We start from the raw sequence: 22976 nt of genomic DNA on the forward strand, positions 1-22976 counted from the left end.
TCAGGACAACGCGTCGGCCACCGAGCGCAGCGTCGCCGCGTTCCCGCGCAGCAGGATCGTGCTGACGACCGTCTCCTCCCACGCCGCCAGCTCCTCGCGGATCTTGGCCGCGGGCCCGATCAGCGAGGTGTCTTCGATCAGGCTGGTGGGGATCGCGGCCGTCGCCTCCTTCTTGTGCCCGGCCAGATAGAGGTCCTGCACCTTGTCGGCGACGTCGGCATAGCCCATGCGCGCGAACACGTCGTGGTGGAAATTGACCGATTTCGCCCCCATCCCGCCGATGTAGAGCGCGAGCGAGGGCCGGATGAGGTCCGCCGCTGCTTCGACGTCGTCGTGCACGATCACCGGCACCGACGCGGCCACTTCGAAGTCCGAAAAGGACCGCCGGGCGCCGGGTCGCGCGAAGCCCTCTTCCAGGGCGGCGCGGTAGAACCCGTCGCTCTTGGGCGAGAAGAACAACGGCAGCCATCCGTCACAGATCTCGGCCGAGAGCGCCACGTTCTTCGGCCCCTCCGCGGCGAGGTAGATCGGGATCTCCTCGCGCAGCGGGTGCACGGTCGGCTTGAGCGCCTTACCCAGCCCGGTGCCGCCCTGTAACGGCAACTGGAAGAAGTCACCGTCGCAGGTCACCGGCTCCTTGCGTGCGACCACCTGCCGCACGATGTCGATGTACTCACGCGTGCGCGCCAGCGGCCGCGGGTACGGCTGCCCGTACCAGCCCTCCACCACCTGCGGCCCGGACGCACCCAGGCCGAGCACGAACCGCCCACCGGAGAGATGATCCAGGGTCATCGCGCTCATCCCGACCGCCGTCGGCGTACGCGCCGACATCTGCACGATGTTGGTACCGAGCTTGATCCGCGTCGTGGCCGAACCCCACCACGCGAGCGGGGTCAGCGCATCGGAGCCGTAGCCCTCGGCGGTCCACAGCGAGTCGAAGCCGAGGTCTTCGGCCGTCTTGATCGTCTCCAGTGCACCCTCCGGCGGGCCGGAGGACCAGTAACCGATGTGAAAACCGAGCTTCACGAAGCCTCCTGGGGCACGTAGTGGGTGGGACTGTCGCGTTCGGACAGCGGCGGGAGGTTGCGGGCCGGGGTCTCGACCAGCGGCGCGTGCTCGCCGCGGGCCCGGCGCCAGCCGGCGCGGGCGCGAGGATGGTAGCGCCGGTCGTGCGGCACGAGCTTGAACGCCAGGCCGATCGCGCGGCCGAGCAGCCGGTGCAGCCGGTCTTCGCGCGCCGACCACGTGTACCCGAGCCGTGCGCGTACCGCCGGGTGGTAGAGCCCGACGGTCCACCACACGAAGCCGCGCGCGACGACCACGCGGGCCGGGGCCCACAGCAGGTCCGGCAGCCACGACAGCGTCGGCGGCTTCGCGATGTCGTGCAGGTCGAGCACGTCGCGGGTGGCCTTGTTGTCCTCCAGCACCTCGGCGCACATGTGGTCCCAGTACCGCTGGAACTCCTCCCAGGAACCCGGCACCGGGCGCATGCTCATGCCGTAGAGCGCGTACCACTGGACGTGCTCGTCGAACAGCCGCCGCTTGTCCGCCTCGGACAGCCCGCCGCACATCCGCTCCGCCGCGACCACGGTCAGCATGAAGAACGTCGAATGCGCCCAGTAGAAGGTGTCCGGGTTCAGCGCGTGGTAGCGGCGACCGCGGGAGTCGACACCCTTGATCGTGTCGTGGTAGCCGCGCACCGTCCGCGCCGTCTCGGCCGCGCGCGGGCCGTCGTAGACCACGCCGCCGATCGGGTACAGCGAACGGAAGAGGCGCTGCCAGCGTTCGGCGAAGAACCGCGAGTGCTCCTCCACGCCCGCCCCGAGTTCCGGGTGCATGTTCTGCAGCGAGCCGGCCCACAACGCCATCAGCAGCGTCCGCCAGTCGCCGAAGTACTTCCAGGTCAACGTATCCGCGCCAAGGGGCTGCACTGCCATGACGATCACGGTACGATGTGACAACACCCGTAGTCAATTGAGAGGACGGAATGAGCCGAACCTGGGCCGGCACCACGCTGGACGACCGCAAGGCCGCCCGCCGCGAGAAGCTGCTGGCCGCCGGCCTGGACCTACTGGGCACCGAAGGCTCCTCCGCGGTGAGCGTCCGCGCCGTGTGCCGGCACGCCAAGCTCACCGAGCGCTACTTCTACGAGAACTTCGCCGACCGCGAGGAACTCGTGCTCGCGGTGTACGAACACGTCGCGGGCGAGGCGCGCCAGGCGCTGATCGACGCGGTCCCCGACACCCGCGCCGATCCCGCCGCGCGTGCCGAAGCCGCGGTGACGGCGTTCGTGGAGCTGATGGTCGACGATCCGCGCAAGGGCAGGGTGCTGCTGCTCGCGCCGATCACCGATCCGGCGCTGTCCGCGCGCGGCGTGGCACTGCTGCCCGCGTTCGCCGCGCTGGTCCGCGAGCAGCTTCCGGACCGGCTCGACGAGTCCGACCGCGAACTGACCGCGGTCGGACTCGTCGGCGCCCTGACCAACCTGTTCACCAGCTACCTCGGGGGTGGCCTCAAGGTCTCCCGTGACCGGCTGATCTCGCATTGCGTCGCCCTGCTCGCCCGCGCCGGTTAGGCTTTTTCCTTCTCCGCCACCAGTTGCAGGGCGATGTCGATGATCATGTCCTCCTGGCCGCCGACGTAGCGCTTCTCCCCCACCCGGTAGAGGATCTCGTGCGCCGGCACGCCGTAGCGCTCGGCCGCACGCTCGGCGTGCAGCAGGAAGCTCGAGTACACCCCGGCGAAGCCCTGCACGATCGAGGACCGGTCCATCACCGGCAGCCGCGTGATGTAGGGCTTCACGACGTTCTCGGCCGCGTCCATCAGCACGTCCTTGTCGACGCCGGTCTTCACGCCGAGCCGCTCGAACACCGCGGCCAGCACCTCGGTCGGCGAGTTGCCCGCGCCCGCGCCGAGGGCGACCAGCGAACCGTCGATCTGCCGCGCGCCGGCCCGGTAGGCCAGCACCGAGTTGGCCACACCGAAGCTCATGTTCTGGTGCCCGTGGTAGCCGACCTGCGCCTGCCCGCCGAACTCGGCGACCAGCGCCTCGACCCGCTCGCTCGCGTCCTCGAGTATCAGCGCGCCTGCGGAGTCCACAATGTACACACACTGGCAGCCGGCGTCGACCATGATCCGCCCCTGCTTGGCCAGCGCCTCCGGGGTGGACATGTGCGACAGCATCAGAAAGCCCACGGTCTCCAGGCCGAGCTTGCGGGCCTCGGTGAAGTGCTGGATCGACACGTCCGCCTCGGTGCAGTGGGTCGCGATGCGCACCGCGCCCGCGCCGAGATCGGCGGCGGCCTTCATGTCGGTGACCGTGCCCAGGCCCGGCAGCAACAGCACCGCGATCTTGGCCCGCTTCGCCTCGTCGACCGCGGCGGCGATCAGCTTGCGTTCGTCCACAAGGGAGAATCCGTAGTTGAACGTGGAGCCACCGAGCCCGTCGCCGTGGGTCACCTCGATCAGCGACACCCCGGCCGAGTCCAGCGCCCGCACCGTGTCACGCACGTTCTCCTCGGTGAACTGGTGCGCCATGGCGTGGCTGCCGTCGCGCAGGCTCGTGTCGACGATCCGGACTTCCCGGTCATTGTCGTTATCCCACATCAGACAGCCACTCCGTTCTTGCGGGACACCCGCACCCGGGCTTTCGCGATCCGCTCGCCGAGGAGTTCGCCGACGCGGGCCGCGGCGGCGGTCATGATGTCCAGGTTTCCCGCGTAGGCGGGCAGATAGTCGCCGTTGCCCGCCACTTCGAGGAACACCGCGACGCGGGCCTGGCCGTTCCACCCGGGGCGCGGGTCGTCGAACTGCGGCGCCGCCTTGAGCGTGTAACCGGGCACGTACACCTGCACGTCGGCGATCATGCGCTCGATCGAATCGGTGATCGCGTCGCGGTCGGCGCCGGGATCGATCGCGCAGAACACGGTGTCGCGCATGATCATCGGCGGTTCCACCGGGTTGATGATGATGATCGCCTTGCCCTTGGCCGCACCGCCGACCACTTCGATCGCGTGCGCCGTGGTCTCGGTGAACTCGTCGATGTTCGCACGCGTGCCGGGACCGGCCGAACGGGACGAGACGGACGCGACGATTTCGGCGTAGGGCACGGGGGTCACGCGCGAGACCGCGTGCACGATCGGGATCGTGGCCTGCCCGCCGCAGGTGATCATGTTGACGTTCGGGGCGTCGAGCTGGTCCGGCAGGTTCACCGCCGGGCAGGTGAACGGGCCGATGGCGGCCGGGGTGAGGTCGATGGCCTGGATCCCGGCCTCGGCGTAGCGCGGCGCGTTGGCCAGGTGCGCCTTCGCCGACGTCGCCTCGAACACCAGGTCCGGGCGCTCGTCGCGGGCGAGCAGCCAGTCCACCCCTTCGGCGGAGGTCTCCAGGCCCAGCTCGGCGGCGCGCTTGAGGCCGTCGGAGGCCGGATCGACGCCGATCATGTAGCGCACGTCGACGAACTCACTGCGGCGGAGCTTCGCGAGCAGGTCCGTGCCGATGTTCCCGGGCCCGACTATCGCTGCGGTCGCTTTCTGCATGCCCTTACGGTGCGCCGCGCCGTAGGGCACACTCAACCCATGTGTGCCGCTCAGCGGGACGAGGCCGGGCTGACCGCCAGCCGGCTCGCCGCGATCCTCACCGCCTTCCGCCCCGGCGACGACGTGCTCGGGGTGTCCGAGCTGGCGCGCCGTACCGGGATGCCGAAATCCTCGGCGCACCGGCTCATCGGGCACCTGGCCGAGCAGGGACTGCTCGAGCGCGACGAGGGCGCGGTGCGGCTGGGCTTCAAGCTGTTCGAGATCGGGCAGCTGGCCATCCGCCAGCGCGGCCTGGTCGACGCGGCCCGCCCGTACCTCGCCGACCTGCGCGAAGCCACCCGCAACACGGTGCACCTCGCGGTACTCGAGGGCACCGAGGTGGTCTACCTCGACATCATGCGCGGGCCCGACGCGCCCGACCTGCCTTCGCGTATCGGCGGGCGCTTTCCCGCCCACGCAACGGCGGTGGGCAAAGCGATGCTCGCGCACTCTCCCGGTGAGGTGCTCGAGACGGTAATCTCTGCGGGACTGCGCAGGGTCGGGCCGCGCACACTGACCGCGCCGGGCCTGCTGCGCAGGCAGCTGACCAAGATCCACGACGAAGGGATCGCCTACGAGAGAGAGGAATCAGGGGCGGGTGTCCTCTGTGTCGCCAGCCCGCTGTTCGATCATTCGGGACGTGCCCGCGCGGCGATTTCGATCTCCGGCTGGTGCAACCGGGTACGGGCGGAGCGGGTGGCTCCGGCGGTTCGGACCACTGCCCTTACCCTGTCCCGCACGCTCCCTTAACACCAGTGCCCGCATCATTGGCGCGGCCTGCGCAAGGCGAAACGGAGGATTCCCGTGATCGGCCAGACCACCCAGGTCGACGACCTCAGACTGGTGGCGGCACCCAGCGCCGTGAACTGCGCCGAGATGTTCGTGCGCTTCACTCTGGCGGAATGGTCGCTGCGCCCACTGGTCGGCGAGGCCACGCGGATCACGCGGCATCTGGTCAGCTCCTCCATCGCGGGCGCGAGCAAGTCCTCGCCCCGGTTCCTCACCATCCGGCTGCGCCTGCACGGCGACGCGCTGGTGATCGAACTCGACGACGACCGCCCCGGGGAACCGCCGGAGCTGGCCGGGGCGCAGATCAACGCCGTGACGCTGCCCGGCGGCAGCCGCAACGTCTGGTCCGAGCTGCCGCTACCGACCGGGATGTCCGCGACGGCAGTCCCGCTGCCGCAGCGCGGCAACCGGTCCGTGGCGCGGGTGCCGGCCCGCCAGGTGGAGCAGACGTCCGAGCAACCGCGGGTCGACGCCGATTCCCAGATACTGCAACGGGTTCTGCAAGGGCTCAATCGCGCCGACCGCCGCGGCTGAGGATCAGGCCAGTCCCCTGATCGCCCCGGCGGGCGGCCTGCTGCCCTCGATCGCCGAGACCATTTCCAGCACCCGCCGGGTCTGGCGCACCTCGTGCACCCGGAACGCCTGTGCCCCGTCCCGCGCCGCGAGTGCCGTCGCCGCCAGGGTTCCGTCCAGCCGCTCCTCCAGCGCGGCGCCGAGCGTCTCCCCGATGAAGTCCTTATTGGACAGAGCCATCAGCACCGGCCACCCGGTGGCCGTCAGCTCACGGGCATGCCGCAGCAAAGACAGGCTCTGCCAGGTGTTCTTGCCGAAGTCGTGCGTCGGATCGATCAAGATCCCGCCCTGGGGCACACCGAGCGCCACCAGTTCTTCGGCACGCCGCGTGACTTCGTCGATTACTTCGCGTACCAATTCCTCGTAGCGCACCCGAAAAGGCCGGGTGCGCGGGATCGCGCCACCGGTGTGCGAGCACACGTATCCGGCACCGAACTCGGCGGCCACCTCCGCGAGCTTGGAGTCCGCGCCCGCCCATGTGTCGTTGAGGAGGTCGGCACCGGCCTCGCAGGCCAGCCGCCCGACCTCGTGCCGCCACGTGTCCACGCTGATCACCAGTGCGGGATGACGCCGGCGGATCTCCTCGACGAACGGCACCACGCGGCGGATTTCCTCGGCCACGTCGACGTCGTTGCCCGGCCCGGCCTTCACGCCGCCGATGTCGACGATGTCCGCCCCGTCGGCGACGACACGATCGACCGTGGCCAGGGCCTTGTCGTCCTCGAAGGTGGCACCGCGGTCGTAGAACGAATCGGGGGTGCGGTTGACGATGGCCATCACGAGGGCCCGGTCCCGGACCACCCGCCGTCCACGGAACTCGAGCTGCACAACTGTCACAAGTCCATCATGCCTGTCGCGCCGCGCACGCCATAACGGCCGTTATAGCCTAAGTTCCTCGTCAGGAGTTTCCGAAGGGGGTCCGCGGATGGCTACCCGACACGGCCACACCGGCCCTGCCGACACGCACAGCAGGGAACGCTTCCTCCAAGCTGCCCTGAACGTACTGGTGGATCAGGGTGTCGCGGGCTTGACGGTGCGCGGCCTGGCCGGGGCGGCGGGCACCTCGACCATCGGCGTGTACACCCGCTTCGGCGGCCGGACGGGCGTGCTCGACGCGTTGTACGAGCGCACGTTCGAACTCCTGCATGACGAACTGTCCCGGCTGCCGCACACGTCGGGCAACGTCGTCACCGATGTGCTCGCCTACGCCCACACCTACCGCGGTTTCGCGCTGGAGAGCCCGGCTCGCTACGCGTTCATGTTCGAGCGGGCCGTGCCCGGCTACGACCCGGATCCCGACCTGCGCAAGCTCGCCCGCCGCAGCAGCTACGACCTGCTCGCCGACCGGGTCGCGCAGGGTGTGCCCGCCGACGCGGATGCCGATACCACGGGATATCTCGTGTGGTCCACGATGCACGGCCTGGTCAGCATGGAGCTGACGCACCGCGCGCGTACCCCGCCGCCGGGCTGGTTCCTCAAGCCGGACGACTGCTCCTACGACCGCATCTACCACGAAGGCATCACGGCGATTCTGGTCGGCGTGGGTTCCTAGGTTTCGCAAGCTCACCGAGCGGGCCGGCTCCGGACGGAAAGCGGCCCCCGGCTCCAGAGGAACCGGGGGCCGCTTCGTGTCAGCTCAGGCTGAGCGGATCACGCACCGCCGGAGAGCTTCTCGCGCAGAGCCGCGAGCTGCTCGTCGCTGGCGAGGGTGCCGCCGCTGCTCTTCTGGCCGGCGTCGGACGGCGCCGAGCTGTAGCTCTGCTCGCCACCCTCGATGCCGGTCGCGGCGTCGGCCGCGGCCGCGGCGTCGGCCTCGGCGGCCTTGGCCACCTGCCGCATGTGGGCCTCGTAGCGGGCGTGCGCCTCGGCGTACTGGCGCTCCCACTCCTCACGCTGCTTGTCGTAGCCTTCCTGCCACTCCTGCGTGTCGGGGTCGAAGCCCTCGGGGTAGATGTAGTTGCCCTGCTCGTCGTACTCGGCAGCCATGCCGTACTGGGTCGGGTCGAACTCGGTGTCCGTCGTGACACCCTCGTTCGCCTGCTTCAGCGACAGCGAGATGCGACGGCGCTCCAGGTCGATGTCGATGACCTTGACCATGACCTCGCCGCCGACCTGGACGACCTGCTCCGGGATCTCGACGTGGCGCTCGGCCAGCTCCGAGATGTGCACCAGGCCCTCGATGCCCTCCTCGACGCGGACGAACGCGCCGAACGGGACGAGCTTGGTGACCTTGCCCGGCACGATCTGGCCGATGGCGTGGGTGCGGGCGAACTGGCGCCACGGGTCTTCCTGGGTGGCCTTCAGCGACAGGGACACGCGCTCGCGGTCCATGTCCACGTCGAGCACCTCGACGGTGACCTCCTGGCCGACCTCGACGACCTCGGACGGGTGGTCGATGTGCTTCCAGGACAGCTCCGAGACGTGCACCAGGCCGTCGACGCCGCCGAGGTCCACGAACGCACCGAAGTTAACGATCGAGGAGACGACACCCTTGCGGACCTGGCCCTTGGCGAGCGCGTTGAGGAACTCGCTGCGCACCTCGGACTGGGTCTGCTCCAGGTAGGCCCGGCGGGACAGGACCACGTTGTTGCGGTTCTTGTCCAGCTCGATGATCTTGGCCTCGAGCTCGCGGCCCACGTAGGGCTGCAGGTCGCGCACGCGGCGCATCTCGACGAGGGAGGCGGGCAGGAAGCCGCGCAGGCCGATGTCGAGGATCAGGCCGCCCTTGACGACCTCGATGACGGTGCCCTTGACGGGCTCGTCCTTCTCCTTGAGCTCCTCGATCGTGCCCCAGGCGCGCTCGTACTGGGCGCGCTTCTTGGACAGGATCAGCCGGCCCTCCTTGTCCTCCTTCTGGAGAACGAGGGCCTCGACCTCGTCACCGACGCTGACAACCTCGCCGGGATCGACATCGTGCTTGATGGAGAGCTCGCGCGAGGGGATGACACCCTCGGTCTTGTACCCGATGTCGAGCAGCACCTCATCGCGATCGACCTTGACGATGGTGCCTTCAACGATATCGCCGTCGTTGAAGTACTTGATCGTCTTGTCGATCGCGGCGAGGAAGTCTTCCTCCGACCCGATGTCGTTGACTGCGACCTGCTGGGCCTGAGCGCTGGCCGTCGGGACGGTGGTGGTGTCGGTGGTCATTAGGTGGGTTGCTCCGGTACGGCTTGGAATTAGTAGGTGTGCACTGTGCTCATGCGCGGCGGGACTCACGACGGCAAACCACTGCAATCGTTCCAAGAACGGCCGCGAGCCTCACCGCCGACAGTGCGCGACCCGGAACCCGGCGCGATCTCCACCGAGCGGAAGGTAGCGCGAACCCACTGCGCTAACGGTATCGTACGCGGCCGCCGGTACCCGGCACAAACAGGGTCGCCCATGCCAAACCCGGCATCGCCGTGGGAAACAATACGGCCATGACCGCGCAGGACAGGCACCTTCGCGCCGAGGAACGACTCGGCACCGTCGGCGTGGCCCACCGCCCGGTCGGCAAGCGGGAGGCGACCAGGGCGAACCTCGCCTGGTGGGACGCCGACGCCGACGACTACCAGGCCACTCACGGCGACTTCCTCGGCGACGCCGAGTTCGTCTGGTGCCCCGAGGGCCTGCGGGAATCCGAGATCGGCCTGCTCGGCGACGTGCGCGGGGCGCGGATCGCCGAGATCGGCTGCGGCCAGGCGGCGTGCTCGCGCTGGCTGGCCAGTGCGGGCGCGTACCCGGTCGGACTGGATCTCTCGGGTGGGATGCTGAGACATGCGTCGAATGCCAACGCGCGTACCGGCGTCGATATTCCGCTGATCCAGGCCAGTGCCGAGGATCTTCCGCTGGCGGCAGGCAGCGTGGACGCGGCCTGCTCGGCGTTCGGCGCGATCCCGTTCGTCAGCTCGCTGGAGACGGTGTTCGGCGAGGTGCGCCGGGTGCTGCGCCCGGGCGGGGCCTGGATCTTCGCGGTGACTCATCCGATGCGGTGGATCTTTTCCGACGATCCCGGCCCGAACGGCCTCACCGCGATCCAGCCCTACTTCGATCGCACGCCCTACGTCGAGATCGACGCCTCGGGCGAGGCCACCTACGTCGAGTACCACCGCACGCTCGGCGACTACGTCCGCGCCTTCGCCGCCACCGGGCTGGTGCTCGACGACCTGATCGAACCGGAGTGGCCCGAGGGGCACACGCGGGTGTGGGGGCAGTGGAGCCCGTTGCGTGGCAAGCTCTTCCCTGGCACCGCGATCTTCGTGACGCACCGGGAGAAATGATGATCGCCGACGACGGACCACTGGCCACGCAGAAGGCCCGGTTCGCCGCCGCCGATCCACTCGTGCCCGCACCGGTGGCACTGCCCGACGGGGAGACGCTCACCGCCGCCACCCCGGCGGGCGAGCGCGTCACGGCCGTCGTGCAGATCCGGCATCACGAACCCGGCGCGATGGACCTGCTGTGGTCGGCGGAGCGGGTGTGGCAGCTCTTCCCGTTCCCCGGACAGACCGGCACCGAGGGCATGGACGCGCTGCTGCGCGCGTGGCGGCATCGCATGGACGGCGAGAGTCCCGGTCCGGACTCGGCGTGCGCGGTCACCTGGCCGAGCCGGGACGCGCCCGCGATCCGTGCGTTCCTCTCGCACGGGATGGTGCCGATCTCGGTGCTGGCCGTGCGCACGGCCCCTCCCCCGCCGCCGCCGGGAGCGCGGCGCGGGCTGACGATCCGGCGCGCCCGGCCGGAGGATTTCGAGGAGGCGCTGGAGCTGACCGGCGAGACGTTCGCCTACTCGGCGATGGTCGCCTACCACGGCCGCGACAACGCGAAGGAGCTCGTGGCGCCGCAGCTCAAGCGCAATCTCGGCGCCGGGGCACCGATCTGGCTCGCCGAAAGCGACGGGGTCGCGGTCGCGCTGGCCGACTGCGGCTGGATCGACTCCGTGCCCGGCAGCTGGGCGGCCGAACTGCTGCCGCCGGGCCGCTGGGGTTATGTCAACAGCGTGGCCACGCGGCCGGGCTCGCGCGGCCGCGGGATCGGGCAGGCGCTGATGGCGGCGGTGCACCGGGACTTCCATGTGCACGGCGCGACCGGCACCTACCTCTACTACAACCCGCCGAACCCGCTTTCCTCGGTGTTCTGGCCCCGGCAGGGCTATCGTCCACTATGGACCTTCTGGGAGGTTCAGCCGGCCTCGGCGTTGCGCTGACCACACCATCGGGTACCTGAGTTGCCGGCCGTACCGGCGCGACGTAGCGTTTGTACTGACCAGTCAGTACAAAGGAGATGTCCAGGTGGAGCTACACGCGGACCGGGTCTCGGTGACAGGGCCGCACGGCACCGTGCTGCCGCCGACGTCGCTGACCGTCGCCGGCGGCGAGCTGTGTTTCGTGCACGGCGAACCGGGCGCCGGGGTCACCGCGTTCGGTCTCGCGCTGACCGGGCGGCTGCGCCCGAGCACCGGCGTCGTGACCGTCGACGGGACCACCGACCTCGCGACATTGCGCGGGGTCACCGCCGTCGTGGACGCGCCGGGCGTCAGCGAGCCCGACGGCGCGCTACCGCTGCGCGTCGTGGCCGGAGAGGAGCTGGCGCTGGGCGGAAATCCCGCGGGCAAGGACGCCGTGACGCGCTGGCTGGCCGAGCACGAGGCCGCCGCGTTCGCCGGGACACGCTTCGAGAACCTCGAACCGGCGACCCGCACCCGGCTGCTCACCACGCTCGCGGCCGCCCGGCGCGGCGTGCGGATGCTGGTGCTCGACACTCCCGACCGGCACACCAGCGACGTCGCATCCTGGGCGAAGCTCGCCCGCGAGCACGCCGACGCCGGGCTGGCCGTCGTCGTGCTCGCCGCGACGACGCCGCTGGAAGCACTGCCCGAACCCCCGGTACGGATCGGAGTCCTCCCGTGACCAGCTTCCGGATCGCCGCGGGCGAGCTGCGCAGGCTCACCGCGGGCACACTGCCCAAGCTCGCGGTCGCCGCGCTCGTGCTGGTGCCGTTGCTGTACGCGTCGTTCTACCTCTACGCCAACTACGACCCCTACGGCAGGCTGAGCAAGCTGCCGGCCGCGATCGTCAACGCCGACACCGGATCCGGCGAGCGCAACGTGGGCCGCGAGGTCACCGGCGAGGTCGTCAAGTCCGGCACCTTCGACTGGCACGAGGCCTCCGCGGCCGACGCGCAGAAGGGCGTCGAGAACGGCACCTACTCGTTCGTCATCACGATCCCGGCGAACTTCTCCGCCGCGCTGCTCTCCAGCGGCACCTTCACGCCGGAGCAGGCCACCATCCGGCTGACCACCAACGACGCCAACAACTACCTGTCACACACGATCGCCAACCAGGTCGCCGAGCAGATCCGCGGCACGATCGCCGCCAAGGTCGGCGCCGAGGCGGCCAACCGCTTCCTCATCGGCTTCGCCACCATCTACGACAAGGTCGCCGAAGCCTCCGACGGCGCGACCGAGCTCGCCGACGGAGCGGGACGGCTGCTCACCGGGCAGCGGCAACTCGCCGACGGCGCGGCCCAGCTCGCGACCGGCAGCGGCCAGCTCGCGGGCGGGCTGAGCACGCTCAAGACCAGCACCGCGAACCTGCCGTCGGACACCAAGAAGCTCGCCGATGGCGCCGCCCAGGTCTCGGCCGGTGACGCGCAGGTCGCCGCCGCCGGCCGGTTGCTGGCGAACGGTTCCACCGACCTGCAGAACAGCCTCGACAACCTCAACGGCCAGCTGGCGCAGCGCCTGCGCGCGGCGGGGCTGAGCGACGCGCAGGTGCAGCAGGTACTCGGCGTGCTCGGCGAGCTGCGCTCCCCCGTCGACCAGGCCAACAGCAAGATCCAGAGCACCTCGGCGCAGCTCGACCAGCTCGCCGACGGCGCACGGCAGGTCGCCGCGGGAGCGGCCACGCTGGCCGCCTCCGCACCCGCACTGACCACCGGCATCGCGCAGGCCTCCGACGGCGCCGACGCCGTGTCCTCGGGTGCGGCGAAACTCACCGACGGGGAAAAGACCGCGCTGTCGGGCACCACCGACCTGTCCGCCGGCGCGACACAACTGCGCGACGGCCTCGACGCCGGGCTCCGGCAGATCCCGAACCCCAACGATCCGACCCGCACCGCGACCGCCAACACGATCGCCGACCCGGTGACCGTGGACAACGCGGGCATCGCCTCCGCCGGCACCTACGGCGCCGGGCTCGCCCCGTTCTTCATCGCGCTCGCCACCTGGATCGGCGCGTTCGTGCTGTTCCTGCTGCTGCGCCCGCTGTCCACGCGGGCGATGGCCGCCGGGGTCCGGCCTATCCGGGTCGCGCTCGGCGGCTGGTTCGCCGCGGCCCTGCTCGGCGTCGCGCAGGTGCTGGTGCTCTTCGGCGCGGTGACGTGGCTGGTCGGCATCCACGTCGCGCAGCCGCTCGCGGCGATCGGGTTCACCGTGCTCGCATCCCTGACGTTCACCGCGATCGTGCACGCGCTCAACGCGATGTTCGGCGCCGTCGGGAAGTTCCTCGGCCTGGTGCTGCTGGTGCTGCAGCTGGTGAGCGCGGGCGGCACGTTCCCGTGGCAGACCCTGCCCGACGCGCTCTACCCGCTGCACCTCGTGCTACCGATGGGGTATGTCGTCGACGGGCTGCGGCACCTGCTCTACACGGGCGCGTCGTTGCGCAGCCTGCTCGACGTCGGCGTGCTGTGCGCGTATCTCGCCGGCTCGGTCCTGGTATCCGCGCTGGCGGCCCGCAAGCAGCGGGTGTGGACGATGTCGAAACTCCAGCCGGAGCTGAGCCTGTGAGCGAATCGACCAAACAGCGCCTGTTCGAGGCGACCCTGGAACTGGCCACCAGCCGTGGCCTCGCCGGGCTGACCGTGGACGAGATCGCGGCGGCGGCCGGGGTCGCCAAGGGCACGGTGTACTACAACTTCGGCAGCAAGGACGGGCTGATCGACGCGCTGCTGCGCTACGGCGTCGGTCAGCTCGCCGACCGGCTGCGGGCCGCACGCGACGACCGCGAACCAGTCGAGGGCCTGGAGTCCCTTGTGGACACCGGGCTGGAGTTCATCGCCGGGCACCGGGGCTTCTCGCAGATCCTGGTCAGCGAGATGTGGCGCACGCCGGGTCAGTGGCAGGACACCCTGTCGCTGCTGCGCGAGGAGATCCTCTCGATCGTGCGCGAGCAGTTGCGGCGGGTCGCCGACGCCGGACGGCTGCCCGACGACGTCGAGATCTCCACCGCCGCGGCCGGGCTGTTCGGCACCTTGCTCGTCGTCGCGCTGGACTGGCAGGCGTTCCAGCCACAGCGCAGTCGCGCGGACGTCCGCGAGTCGATCATGGTGCTGCTGCGTGGCCTGACACGCTGAACACCGAGCTCAGCGCACGAGGGGGCGTGACTGCCCGACCTGGTGCAGCGACGGCGCGCGTCCCTCGATCGCGCGGTGCACCGCCTCCAGCACGCCCTCGGTGATCTCGGCGTGCGCCAGCGGCCGGTTCCCGCCGAGGTCGGACACCGAGCCCACCATGACCAGCTGCGTCGGATGCGCCGCGAGCAGCGGCTCCGGTTCGACGGGCGGACCGCCGACGCCGCGCACCTCGACCACCGGGGCGCGCGGCATCAGCAACCGCTCGACGGCACCCATCACGGCCCGCCGGTACTGCTCGTGCACCCACGCGACGAGCAGATCGGCCGGGCCCTCCAGCGCGGCCTCGGCCTTGGCGGCCAGTTCGCGCGGCCGGTCCCAGCCGGCCTCGACCCAGATCGCCCGGCCCGGCCGGGCCTGGCCGTTGCCTGTGGTGGGCAGATGCCCGCGGGGGCGCAGCGCCCGCAGCGCGGCGAGCCCCTGCTTCTGCTCCGGCACCGCGATCGGGTGGTACCTGCGGCTCGGCAGCACCACGTGCCAGCCACCGCGGACAAGGTCCTCCGCGACCCCGGCAAGCAACCCCGTACCAGCAAGAATGAGTGCCCGCCTGCCCGTCATGGGGCCACGCTACCGCCGGGTCAGGCCCGTGGCAGGACGCCGATCGGGCCTTTTTACGGCGGAAACAAGGTCTTCAACACCGCGAAACACGGTGAGACAGTTTCCTAACCCCAGTCCTTGCTCAGATCCAGCGCGTAGGGCTGGGTGAGGCTGAACCAGTTGCCCGAGTCGTCCCGGAACATCGCCTCCACGCCGTAGGGACGCTCGGCGGGCTCGCTCAGGAACGTCACGCCGCGGCCGGACATCTCCTCGTAGGTCTTGCGGCAGTCGTCGGTCGCCAGCACCCCGATGCCGAAGGTGCCCTTCGCGATCAGCTCCCGCAGCTGCTTCTCGGTCTCGGGGTCGTGGTTCGGCCCGCCGAGCGGCATCAGGACGAACTGCAGATCGGGCTGATCCGGCGGGCCCACGGTGAGCCACCGGAAGTCCCCGACCCGCATGTCCTGGCGGACCTCGAAGCCGAGCTTTCCGGTGTAGAAGTCCTTCGCGGAGTCCTGGTCCAGCACGTAGACGGTGGCGTGCGACAGTCTCTTGATCATCGGCTGCTCCCCTGTTCGGTGTGCGACCACGCTAACCGGGCGAGCGCGCGTGCGGCTTATCCGAAATTGCTGGGTCTGGTCCACATCATCAGGTAGCAGCCGGGAATCGGCGGTGGCGGATGCTTCGCGCGGTACTCGCTCGGCGAGACGCCCACCAGCTCGCGGAAGCGGCGGCTGAACGTGCCCAGGCTGGTGAACCCCACGGCCAGGCACACCTCCGTGACCGTGAGGTTCGCGGCGCGCAGCAGGTCCTGCGCGCGCTCGATCCGCCGCCGCGTCAGGTACGCCATCGGCGTTTCCCCGTACGCGGCGGCGAAGGAGCGGATGAAGTGGTATCGCGACCAGCCCGCGACGGCGGCCAGCCGCTCGACGTCGAGCGGCTCCGCGTAGTGCGCGTCCATCCAGTCCCTGGCGCGCCGCAGATGCGCCACCGCCTGCATGGGCTAGTGCGCCGCCTCGTTCCAGGAGCGGCCGAAGCCCACCGAGACCTCCAGCGGCACGGCCAGCTCGTAGGCGGCACCCATTTCCTTGCGTACCAGGGCTTCCACGGTCTCGTGCTCGCCGTCGGCGACCTCCAGCACGAGTTCGTCGTGCACCTGCAGCAGCAGCCTGCTGCGCAGCGTCTCCCGCTTCAGCGCCCGCTGCACGCCCAGCATCGCGACCTTGATGATGTCCGCGGCGCTGCCCTGGATCGGCGCGTTGAGCGCCATCCGCTCGGCCATCTCGCGGCGCTGCCGGTTGTCGCTGGTGAGGTCCGGCAGGTAGCGGCGGCGGCCGAAGATCGTCTCGGTGTAGCCGATCTTGGCGGCCGCGGCCACGATGTTCTGCAGGTAGTCGCGCACCCCGCCGAACCGCTCGAAGTAGTCGTCCATCAGCCCGCGCGCCTCCTCGGTGGAGATGCGCAGCTGGTTGGACAGCCCGTACGCCGACAGCCCGTAGGCCAGGCCGTAGTTCATCGCCTTGATCTTCGCCCGCTGCGCGCCGGTGACCTCGGAGGGCTCGCACGCGAACACCTTCGCCGCGGTGGCGGCGTGGAAGTCGAAACCCGACTGGAACGCCTCGATCAGCGCCGCGTCCTCGGACAGGTGCGCCATGATCCGCATCTCGATCTGGCTGTAGTCCGCGGTCATCAGCTCCGCGTATCCGGGGCCGACGACGAACGCGTCCCGGATGCGCCGCCCCTCCTCGGTGCGGATCGGGATGTTCTGCAGGTTCGGGTCCACAGAGGACAGCCGGCCGGTGGCGGCGATGGTCTGGTGCAACGTGGTGTGGATGCGCCCGTCGCCGGCGATGGACTTGATCAGGCCCTCGACGGTGACCCGCAGCCGGGTGGCGTCGCGGTGCTCCAGCAGGTGCGCCAGGAACGGATGCTCGGTCTTCTCGAACAACGTCTGTAGCGCGTCCGCGTCCGTGGTGTACCCGGTCTTGGTGCGCTTGGTCTTGGGCATCTGCAGCTCGTCGAACAGCACGACCTGCAGCTGCTTGGGCGAGCCGAGGTTGATCTGCTTGCCGATCACGTCGAACGCGGACTGCTCGGCCTGCCGCACCCGGCTCGCGTAGTGCGCCTCCAGCGCGGTGAGCTGCTCGATGTCCACCGCGACACCGGCGGCCTCCAGCTCCGTGATGACCTCCAGCAGCGGCAGCTCGATCTCCTCGAGCAGCCGCGTGCCGCCGATCTTGCCGATCTCCTCGCCGAGCGCGACGGCCAGTTCGGCCACCGCCCGCGCACGCACCAGCTCGGCCTCGGCCAGCTTCCGATCGCCGTCGCCGGCGTCGAGCAGGGACAGCTGCCCGTCGCCCTCGTCACCGTCGGCGCGCAGCTGCCGGCGCAGGTAGCGCAGCACCAGATCGTCCAGTTCGAACGAGCGCTGGCCCGGTCGCACGAGGTAGGCGGCCAGCGCGGTGTCCATGTGCAGCCCGGCGACCGTCCAGCCGCGCGCGAGCATCGCGTGCAACGCCACCTTCAGCGAATGCCCCGCCTTGGGCATCTTCGGGTCGGCCAGCCACGCACCGAACGCCTTCTCGTCCTCGGCGTCCATAGTGGACAGATCGAGGTAGGCACCCTGGCCGTCGGCAGTGGCCAGCGCGACCGACTGCGCGTCGGAGGCCACCGAGGAACCGGTGGTGCGGAAGGAAAGGCCCAGCACCTTGCCCGCCTCGGCGTGCTCGGCCAGCCAGGCCGCCACCCCACCGGTCGGCACCGCGCCACCGGTGACCTCGAAGCCCTCGTCGGCCTCCGGCTCCGCGCTGGACAGCGTGGCGAACAGCCGGTCCCGCAGCACCCGGAACTCCAGCTCGTCGAACAGCCGGTGCACGGCGTCGCGGTCCCACGGGCGCAGCGCCAGATCGCCGGGCACCGCCTCCAGCGGAACGTCCCGCACCAGCTCGGTGAGCTGGCGGTTGAGCATCACCGACTGCAGGTGCGCCCGCAGCGCGTCACCGACCTTGCCCTTGACCTCGTCCACCCGGTCGATCAGGTCGTTCAGCGAGCCGAACTGCTGGATCCACTTGGTGGCGGTCTTCTCCCCCACCCCCGGGATGCCGGGCAGGTTGTCGGAGGGGTCGCCGCGCAGCGCCGCGAAGTCCGGGTACTGGGCGGGGCTGAGCCCGTACTTGTCCGAGACCGCGGCCGGGTCGAAGCGCGTCAGTTCCGAGACGCCCTTGCGCGGGTAGAGCACCGTCACCGCGTCGCTGACCAGCTGCAGCGCGTCCCGGTCGCCGGTACAGATCAGCACCTCGAAGCCCTGCCCCGTGGCCTGCGTGGTGAGCGTGGCGATGATGTCGTCGGCCTCGTAGTTCTCCTTCGACAGCACCGGGATGCCCAGCACGCCCAGCACTTCCTGAACGAGGTTGACCTGCCCCTTGAACTCGTCCGGCGTGCTGGAGCGGGTGGCCTTGTACTCGGCGAAGGTCTCCGAGCGGAAGGTCTTGCGCGACACGTCGAACGCCACGGCGAGGTGCGTGGGCTGCTCGTCGCGCAGCAGGTTGATCAGCATCGAGGTGAAGCCGAAGACCGCGTTGGTGACCTGCCCGGTCGAGGTCCGGAAGTTGTCCGCCGGGATGGCGAAGAAGGCGCGGTAGGCCATCGAGTGGCCGTCGATCAGCAACAGCTTGGGCCGCTCCTCGATGGCCGTGGCTGTGGCGTTCGCTACTGATTGGTTCTCGCTGGGGGTCACGGGAGCGAGTCTAGGGTGAGGGTGTGACAGCCTTGCCTGTCGTATCGAAATAGGAGCTTTGCGTGACCGAAAACCTGTCAGAGGACTCGCTCGCCCGGTACGCGGGCATCGATCCTGCCGTCGCTGACCAGCAGCTCAACGACAAGGTCGGGCTCGTTTTGACCGACGTGAGCGCCGAACGGGTGGTCGGCACCATGCCCGTCGACGGCAACCGCCAGCCCTACGGCCTGCTGCACGGCGGCGCCAACGCGGTGCTGGCCGAGGCGCTGGGCTCGACGGTCGCCGCGCTCAACGCGGGGCCGGACAAGATCACGCTGGGGTTCGAGCTGTCCTGCACGCACCATCGCGGCGTGCGCGAGGGCATCGTGACCGGTACCGCCGTGCCGGTGCACGTCGGGCGCGGCACCATCACCGTGGAGATCGTGCTGACCGATGAGCGGGGACGCCGCACCTGCACCTCGCGGCTGAGCTGCATCGTCCGGGACCGCCCGAAAGCGTGACGCCGGGTGAGGGACCCCGCGTGCGAGTCCCTCACCGCACTCACGCCACGCCGAGGTAGGCCTCCTTGATGGAGTCGTCGGCCAGCAGTTCCGGCCCGGGGCCCGACCGGGTGATCCGGCCGGTTTCGAGCACGTAGGCGCGGTCGGCCCTGGACAGCGCCTGCTGCGCGTTCTGCTCCACCAGCAGCACCGTGGTGCCCTGCTGGTTGATCTCGGTGATGATCCGGAAGATCTGCGCGATGAACTGGGGCGCCAGGCCCATCGACGGCTCGTCGAGCAGCAGCAGCTTCGGCTTGGCCATGAGTGCCCGGCCGATCGCGAGCATCTGCTGCTCGCCGCCCGACAGCGTGCCACCGGCCTGGCCGCGCCGCTCCCGCAGCCGCGGGAACAGCTCGTACACGCGGTCGAGGTCGGGCTGCAGGTTCCTGCGGTCCTTGCGCGCGTAGGCACCCATGTCCAGGTTCTCGGCGACCGTCATGCCGGGAAACACCCCGCGGCCTTCGGGCACCTGCGAGATACCGCGGACCACGCGCAGATCCGCACGCAGCTTGCTGATGTCCTCGCCCGCGAACGTGATCTTGCCCGCCGACAGCGGCCGGATGCCCGAGACGGCCCGCATCGTGGTGGACTTGCCCGCGCCGTTGGCGCCGATGAGCGCGACGACCTCACCCTCGTTGACGGTGATCGAGAGGTCCGACACCGCCTGGATCCGCCCATAGTGGACGGACACAGTGGACAGCTCAAGCAACGTCATCGTCCGGCACCCCCAGATAGGCCGCGATCACCGCGGGATTCGCGCGGATGTCGGCCGGCAGTCCCTCGGCGATCTTCTTGCCGAATTCCAGGACCACGATCCGGTCGGTCACGCCCATCACCAGTTTCATGTCGTGCTCGATGAGCAGGACCGTGTAGCCGTCGGAGCGGATCTTGCGGATCAGCTCCATCAACTGTTCCTTCTCCGCCGGGTTGAAGCCGGCTGCCGGCTCGTCGAGACACAGCAGCTTCGGCTCGGTGGCCATCGCCCGCGCGATCTCCAGCCGGCGCTGGTAGCCGTAGGGCAGGTTCTTCGCCTTGTCCGCGGCCCGGTCGGCGATACCGACGAACTCCAGCAACGCCATCGCGCGCTCGATGCCCGACTTCTCCTCGCGCTGGTGCCGCGGCAGCCGCAGCAGTGACCCGACGACGCTCGTCTTGTGCCGCGCATCGGTGCCGACCACGACATTCTCCAGCGCCGTCATCTCGCCGAAGAGACGGATGTTCTGGAAGGTGCGCGCGATGCCGAGCCGGGTGATGCGGTGCTTCGAGATGCGTCGCAGCGGCTTGTCCTCCAGCAGCACCCGGCCGGAGGTGGGCCGGTACACGCCGGTCATCGCGTTGAAGCAGGTGGTCTTGCCGGCGCCGTTCGGCCCGATCAGGCCGAGGATCTCGCCGCGCCGGATGCCGAAGGACACGGTGTCCAGCGCGGTCAGCCCGCCGAAACGCACGGTGAGCTCGCGCACCTCCAGCAGGGTCTCGCCCACCTCGACGGCCACGTCGCGATCCGCCGCGACCGCCTCTTCGACCTGGGCGAAGTGCTCGGCCCGCTCTTCCTCCGACATCTGCGCCACCTCGGCGACGATGCCGCCTTCGGGCACGTTCTGCGGTTCGCTCGTCATACGGGCCTCCCCTCCTCCGCGGTCGAGGCCACCGAACTCTCGCTGCTGATCTGCTCGCCCTTGCCGATGAGCCGCTGGTAGGCCTTGCGCCCGCGCGCCAGCAACCGCTGCCGGGCACCGAGCAGGCCCTGCGGACGGAAGATCATCAGCACCACCAGGAACAGGCCGAAGATCAGGTACTTGCGGTCGCTCAAGTTGGTGAACCGGTCGGGAATGTAGGACACGATGAAGGCGCCGACCAGCACGCCGACCTTGTTGCCCGACCCACCGAGGATCACCGCGGCGAGATACAGCACCGAGAACGCGACCGAGAAGTTCTGGTTGTTCATGAATCCGGTCTGCCCGGCCACCAGCGCCCCCGACAGACCGCCGATCGCCGCGCCGATCGCGAATGCCCAGAGTTTGAACTTGAACGTGGGTACGCCCATCAGTTCCGCGGCGTCCTCGTCCTCCCGGATCGCCACCCAGGCCCGGCCGACGCGGCTGCGTTCCAGGTTCCCGACGAACAGCAGCAGGACGATGATCAACGTGACCACCAGCCAGTACCACGGCGTGCCGTTGTTCGCGGCGAAAATGGGGCTGCCGTCGGCCTCTGTGCCCGGTGGGTGCCCGACGCCCTGGAAACCGACCTGGCCCTTGAGCCCCGGCACGATCGTGGCCAGCAGCCGGACGATCTCGCCGAAACCGAGCGTGACGATCGCCAGGTAGTCGCCGCGCAGGCGCAGCGTGGGCAATCCGAGAATCACTCCGGCGATCATGGTGACCGCCATCGCCAGCGGCAGCGTCGCCAGGTAGGGCAGTTTGTGCAGCATCGAGTCCTTGCTGGTGAACAGCGCGGCGACGTAGGCACCGATCGCGAAGAACCCGACATAGCCGAGGTCGAGCAGCCCGGCCTGTCCGACCACCACGTTCAGCCCGATCGCGACCATCGCGAGTTCGGCGGCGTGCACCATCGCGATCGGGAAGTTGGTGTAGGGCTCGGTCGTCAGCAGCGGCGGGTTGAGCACCGGCAGGAAGTAGATCAGCACGACCACCGGGACCAGCACCGCCCATTGCTGGGGGCGGGCGAGATTGCTCCACCACTCGCCGATTCCGCGGGTGCGGCCGGCTGGGCGCGGTCGCGTGGCTTGAGACGCCGTCATGCCCTGGCCTTTCCAAGAGACTCGCCCAGTATCCCGGTGGGCCGGAACATCAGCACGACAACCAGCACCACGAACGCGATCACGTCGGACCACTGCGCGTTGCCCAGCAGGGTCTGACCGTAGTTGCCGACCAGCCCGATGATCAACCCGCCGAGCACGGCGCCGCGGATGTTGCCGATACCGCCGAGCACGGCCGCGGCGAATGCCTTGATGCCGAGCACGAACCCGCCGTTGAACACCACGCCCGAGGGCACCCGCATCACGTAGAACAAGGCCGCGGCGCCCGCGAGCAGCCCGCCGACGAGGAACGTCAGCATGATGACGCGTTCCTTGTTGACGCCCATCAGCGTCGCGGTGTCGGGATCCTGCGCCACCGCTCGCATTCCACGACCGAAGCGGGTCCGGTTGACGAACATGTCGGTAAGGACCATCAGCACGATCGCGGCGATGAAGATGACCAGCTGCTGGTCACTGATCGTGGCGCCGAATATCTCGAACACCGGCGACGGGACGAACATGATCACCGCGGGCTCGGCGCTCGCGCCGCGCCAGATGAAGAACAGGTACTGGATGGTGAACGACATCCCGATCGCCGTGATCAGGAAGGCCAGCCGAGGCGCGCCCCGCCGGCGCAGCGGGCGATACGCCACCCGCTCCAGCACCACCGCGACCACGCCGGACGCCGCCATCGCGGCGATCATGGCCACGACGAGGTCGGCGACCAGCGCTCCGGCACCCAGACCCGGCGGGGAACCGCTGAAACCCAGTCCCGTCAAGGTGAACACCAGCGCGTAGGCACCGGTGATGAACACCTCGGAGTGAGCGAAGTTGATGAGCTGCAGCACGCCGTAGACCAGCGTGTAGCCGATGGCGATCAGCGCGTAGATCGCGCCGAAGGTCAGCCCGTTGAAGGTGTTGTCCCAGAACTGCTGGCGGAAACTGTCGACGTCGAAGGTGATCCACGAGCTGTCCGCGAGAAAAGCGAGTTGATGCACGCCTTACGTCCTGCATTCGTTGTCAGGACCGGGCACGCCGCTTGTGGCGGCGTGCCCGGTCATCGGTCGGCTGGTCCCGCTCGG

At 69.6% G+C, this 22976-nt stretch carries 24 protein-coding genes; 10 read left to right on the forward strand and 14 right to left on the reverse strand.

Features of this window, described 5'->3' with window-relative positions:
• Both HFP15_RS07025 and HFP15_RS07030 read right to left on the reverse strand, forming a co-directional pair.
• Positions 1 to 1026 (reverse strand): LLM class F420-dependent oxidoreductase, encoded by a 1026-nt coding sequence (locus HFP15_RS07025; RefSeq protein WP_168512713.1) that lies wholly within the window; start codon positions 1024 to 1026, stop codon positions 1 to 3.
• Positions 1023 to 1937 carry an oxygenase MpaB family protein gene (locus tag HFP15_RS07030; RefSeq protein ID WP_168512715.1) on the reverse strand — a complete coding sequence of 305 codons (915 nt, stop codon included), beginning with the start codon at positions 1935 to 1937 and terminating at the stop codon, positions 1023 to 1025. Before HFP15_RS07030 ends, HFP15_RS07025 begins: the two co-directional genes overlap by 4 nt.
• A 50-nt stretch (positions 1938 to 1987) precedes the next feature.
• On the opposite strand from HFP15_RS07030, the gene HFP15_RS07035 reads away from it, so the two are divergent.
• Positions 1988 to 2575, forward strand: a complete 588-nt coding sequence (locus HFP15_RS07035) for a TetR/AcrR family transcriptional regulator (RefSeq protein WP_168512717.1) — start codon at positions 1988 to 1990, stop codon at positions 2573 to 2575.
• Here HFP15_RS07035 and dmpG read toward each other — a convergent pair.
• Positions 2572 to 3606, reverse strand: a complete 1035-nt coding sequence (gene dmpG / locus HFP15_RS07040; protein ID WP_168512719.1) for a 4-hydroxy-2-oxovalerate aldolase — start codon at positions 3604 to 3606, stop codon at positions 2572 to 2574. The two genes, HFP15_RS07035 and dmpG, sit on opposite strands and share 4 nt — an antisense overlap.
• Positions 3606 to 4538, reverse strand: a complete 933-nt coding sequence (locus HFP15_RS07045; protein WP_168512721.1) for an acetaldehyde dehydrogenase (acetylating) — start codon at positions 4536 to 4538, stop codon at positions 3606 to 3608. The genes dmpG and HFP15_RS07045 overlap by 1 nt, the downstream gene beginning before the upstream one ends.
• Positions 4539 to 4577: 39 nt before the next feature.
• Here HFP15_RS07045 and HFP15_RS07050 point away from each other — a divergent pair, with 39 nt between their 5' ends.
• Entirely contained in the window at positions 4578 to 5327 is a 750-nt protein-coding gene (locus HFP15_RS07050; RefSeq protein WP_168512723.1) for an IclR family transcriptional regulator, read from the forward strand.
• Between the two features lie 54 nt (positions 5328 to 5381).
• Entirely contained in the window at positions 5382 to 5900 is a 519-nt protein-coding gene (locus HFP15_RS07055) for a hypothetical protein (RefSeq protein ID WP_168512725.1), read from the forward strand.
• A 3-nt stretch (positions 5901 to 5903) separates the two neighbouring features.
• Here the strand turns inward: HFP15_RS07055 and folP are convergent, their stop codons facing one another.
• On the reverse strand, positions 5904 to 6716 hold the full coding sequence (gene folP / locus HFP15_RS07060) for a dihydropteroate synthase (protein ID WP_168513219.1): 813 nt from the start codon (positions 6714 to 6716) through the stop codon (positions 5904 to 5906).
• Positions 6717 to 6864: 148 nt separating this feature from the next.
• Here folP and HFP15_RS07065 point away from each other — a divergent pair, with 148 nt between their 5' ends.
• Positions 6865 to 7491, forward strand: a complete 627-nt coding sequence (locus tag HFP15_RS07065; RefSeq protein ID WP_168512727.1) for a TetR/AcrR family transcriptional regulator — start codon at positions 6865 to 6867, stop codon at positions 7489 to 7491.
• Positions 7492 to 7589: 98 nt separating this feature from the next.
• Here the strand turns inward: HFP15_RS07065 and rpsA are convergent, their stop codons facing one another.
• Complete coding sequence (gene rpsA, locus HFP15_RS07070) at positions 7590 to 9089, reverse strand: 30S ribosomal protein S1 (protein WP_168512729.1); 1500 nt, start codon at positions 9087 to 9089, stop codon at positions 7590 to 7592.
• 272 nt (positions 9090 to 9361) lie between these two features.
• Here rpsA and HFP15_RS07075 point away from each other — a divergent pair, with 272 nt between their 5' ends.
• The 5 genes from HFP15_RS07075 (at position 9362) to HFP15_RS07095 (ending at position 14273) form a co-directional block, all read left to right on the forward strand.
• On the forward strand, positions 9362 to 10201 hold the full coding sequence (locus tag HFP15_RS07075; RefSeq protein ID WP_168512731.1) for a class I SAM-dependent methyltransferase: 840 nt from the start codon (positions 9362 to 9364) through the stop codon (positions 10199 to 10201).
• Complete coding sequence (locus tag HFP15_RS07080) at positions 10201 to 11127, forward strand: GNAT family N-acetyltransferase (protein ID WP_376768856.1); 927 nt, start codon at positions 10201 to 10203, stop codon at positions 11125 to 11127. Before HFP15_RS07075 ends, HFP15_RS07080 begins: the two co-directional genes overlap by 1 nt.
• Positions 11128 to 11212: 85 nt before the next feature.
• Positions 11213 to 11830 carry an ABC transporter ATP-binding protein gene (locus HFP15_RS07085; RefSeq protein ID WP_168512735.1) on the forward strand — a complete coding sequence of 206 codons (618 nt, stop codon included), beginning with the start codon at positions 11213 to 11215 and terminating at the stop codon, positions 11828 to 11830.
• Positions 11827 to 13707 carry a YhgE/Pip family protein gene (locus tag HFP15_RS07090; RefSeq protein WP_168512737.1) on the forward strand — a complete coding sequence of 627 codons (1881 nt, stop codon included), beginning with the start codon at positions 11827 to 11829 and terminating at the stop codon, positions 13705 to 13707. Before HFP15_RS07085 ends, HFP15_RS07090 begins: the two co-directional genes overlap by 4 nt.
• Positions 13704 to 14273, forward strand: coding sequence for a TetR/AcrR family transcriptional regulator (locus tag HFP15_RS07095; RefSeq protein ID WP_168512739.1), 570 nt, complete (start codon positions 13704 to 13706; stop codon positions 14271 to 14273). The genes HFP15_RS07090 and HFP15_RS07095 overlap by 4 nt, the downstream gene beginning before the upstream one ends.
• Positions 14274 to 14282: 9 nt before the next feature.
• Here the strand turns inward: HFP15_RS07095 and HFP15_RS07100 are convergent, their stop codons facing one another.
• The 4 genes from HFP15_RS07100 to polA all read right to left on the reverse strand — a co-directional run bounded on the left by HFP15_RS07100 (position 14283) and on the right by polA (position 18600).
• The gene (locus HFP15_RS07100; RefSeq protein ID WP_246271485.1) at positions 14283 to 14888 is read right to left on the reverse strand and encodes a Rossmann-fold NAD(P)-binding domain-containing protein; all 606 of its coding nucleotides are present in this window, start codon (positions 14886 to 14888) and stop codon (positions 14283 to 14285) included.
• Between the two features lie 104 nt (positions 14889 to 14992).
• A complete protein-coding gene (locus tag HFP15_RS07105) occupies positions 14993 to 15424 on the reverse strand; it encodes a VOC family protein (RefSeq protein ID WP_168512741.1) in 432 nt (143 codons plus the stop codon).
• A 56-nt stretch (positions 15425 to 15480) separates the two neighbouring features.
• The gene (locus HFP15_RS07110; RefSeq protein ID WP_168512743.1) at positions 15481 to 15864 is read right to left on the reverse strand and encodes a helix-turn-helix domain-containing protein; all 384 of its coding nucleotides are present in this window, start codon (positions 15862 to 15864) and stop codon (positions 15481 to 15483) included.
• A gap of 3 nt (positions 15865 to 15867) precedes the next feature.
• Complete coding sequence (gene polA / locus HFP15_RS07115; RefSeq protein ID WP_168512745.1) at positions 15868 to 18600, reverse strand: DNA polymerase I; 2733 nt, start codon at positions 18598 to 18600, stop codon at positions 15868 to 15870.
• 62 nt (positions 18601 to 18662) lie between these two features.
• Here polA and HFP15_RS07120 point away from each other — a divergent pair, with 62 nt between their 5' ends.
• On the forward strand, positions 18663 to 19100 hold the full coding sequence (locus HFP15_RS07120) for a hotdog fold thioesterase (protein WP_168512747.1): 438 nt from the start codon (positions 18663 to 18665) through the stop codon (positions 19098 to 19100).
• Between the two features lie 40 nt (positions 19101 to 19140).
• Here HFP15_RS07120 and HFP15_RS07125 read toward each other — a convergent pair whose 3' ends face one another.
• Genes HFP15_RS07125 through HFP15_RS07140 form a run of 4 tightly spaced genes read right to left on the reverse strand, consistent with a single transcriptional unit; the run spans position 19141 to position 22892 of the window.
• A complete protein-coding gene (locus HFP15_RS07125; RefSeq protein WP_168512749.1) occupies positions 19141 to 19854 on the reverse strand; it encodes an ABC transporter ATP-binding protein in 714 nt (237 codons plus the stop codon).
• A complete protein-coding gene (locus HFP15_RS07130; RefSeq protein ID WP_168512751.1) occupies positions 19841 to 20755 on the reverse strand; it encodes an ABC transporter ATP-binding protein in 915 nt (304 codons plus the stop codon). Before HFP15_RS07130 ends, HFP15_RS07125 begins: the two co-directional genes overlap by 14 nt.
• Positions 20752 to 21897: a branched-chain amino acid ABC transporter permease gene (locus HFP15_RS07135; RefSeq protein WP_168512753.1), complete on the reverse strand. Its 1146-nt coding sequence runs from the start codon at positions 21895 to 21897 to the stop codon at positions 20752 to 20754. Before HFP15_RS07135 ends, HFP15_RS07130 begins: the two co-directional genes overlap by 4 nt.
• Entirely contained in the window at positions 21894 to 22892 is a 999-nt protein-coding gene (locus HFP15_RS07140; RefSeq protein ID WP_168512755.1) for a branched-chain amino acid ABC transporter permease, read from the reverse strand. The genes HFP15_RS07135 and HFP15_RS07140 overlap by 4 nt, the downstream gene beginning before the upstream one ends.
• Positions 22893 to 22976: the final 84 nt, after the last annotated feature.

It is taken from the genome of Amycolatopsis acididurans (genome assembly GCF_012328925.1).
GTDB classification, from domain to species: Bacteria; Actinomycetota; Actinomycetes; order Mycobacteriales; family Pseudonocardiaceae; genus Amycolatopsis_E; species Amycolatopsis_E acididurans.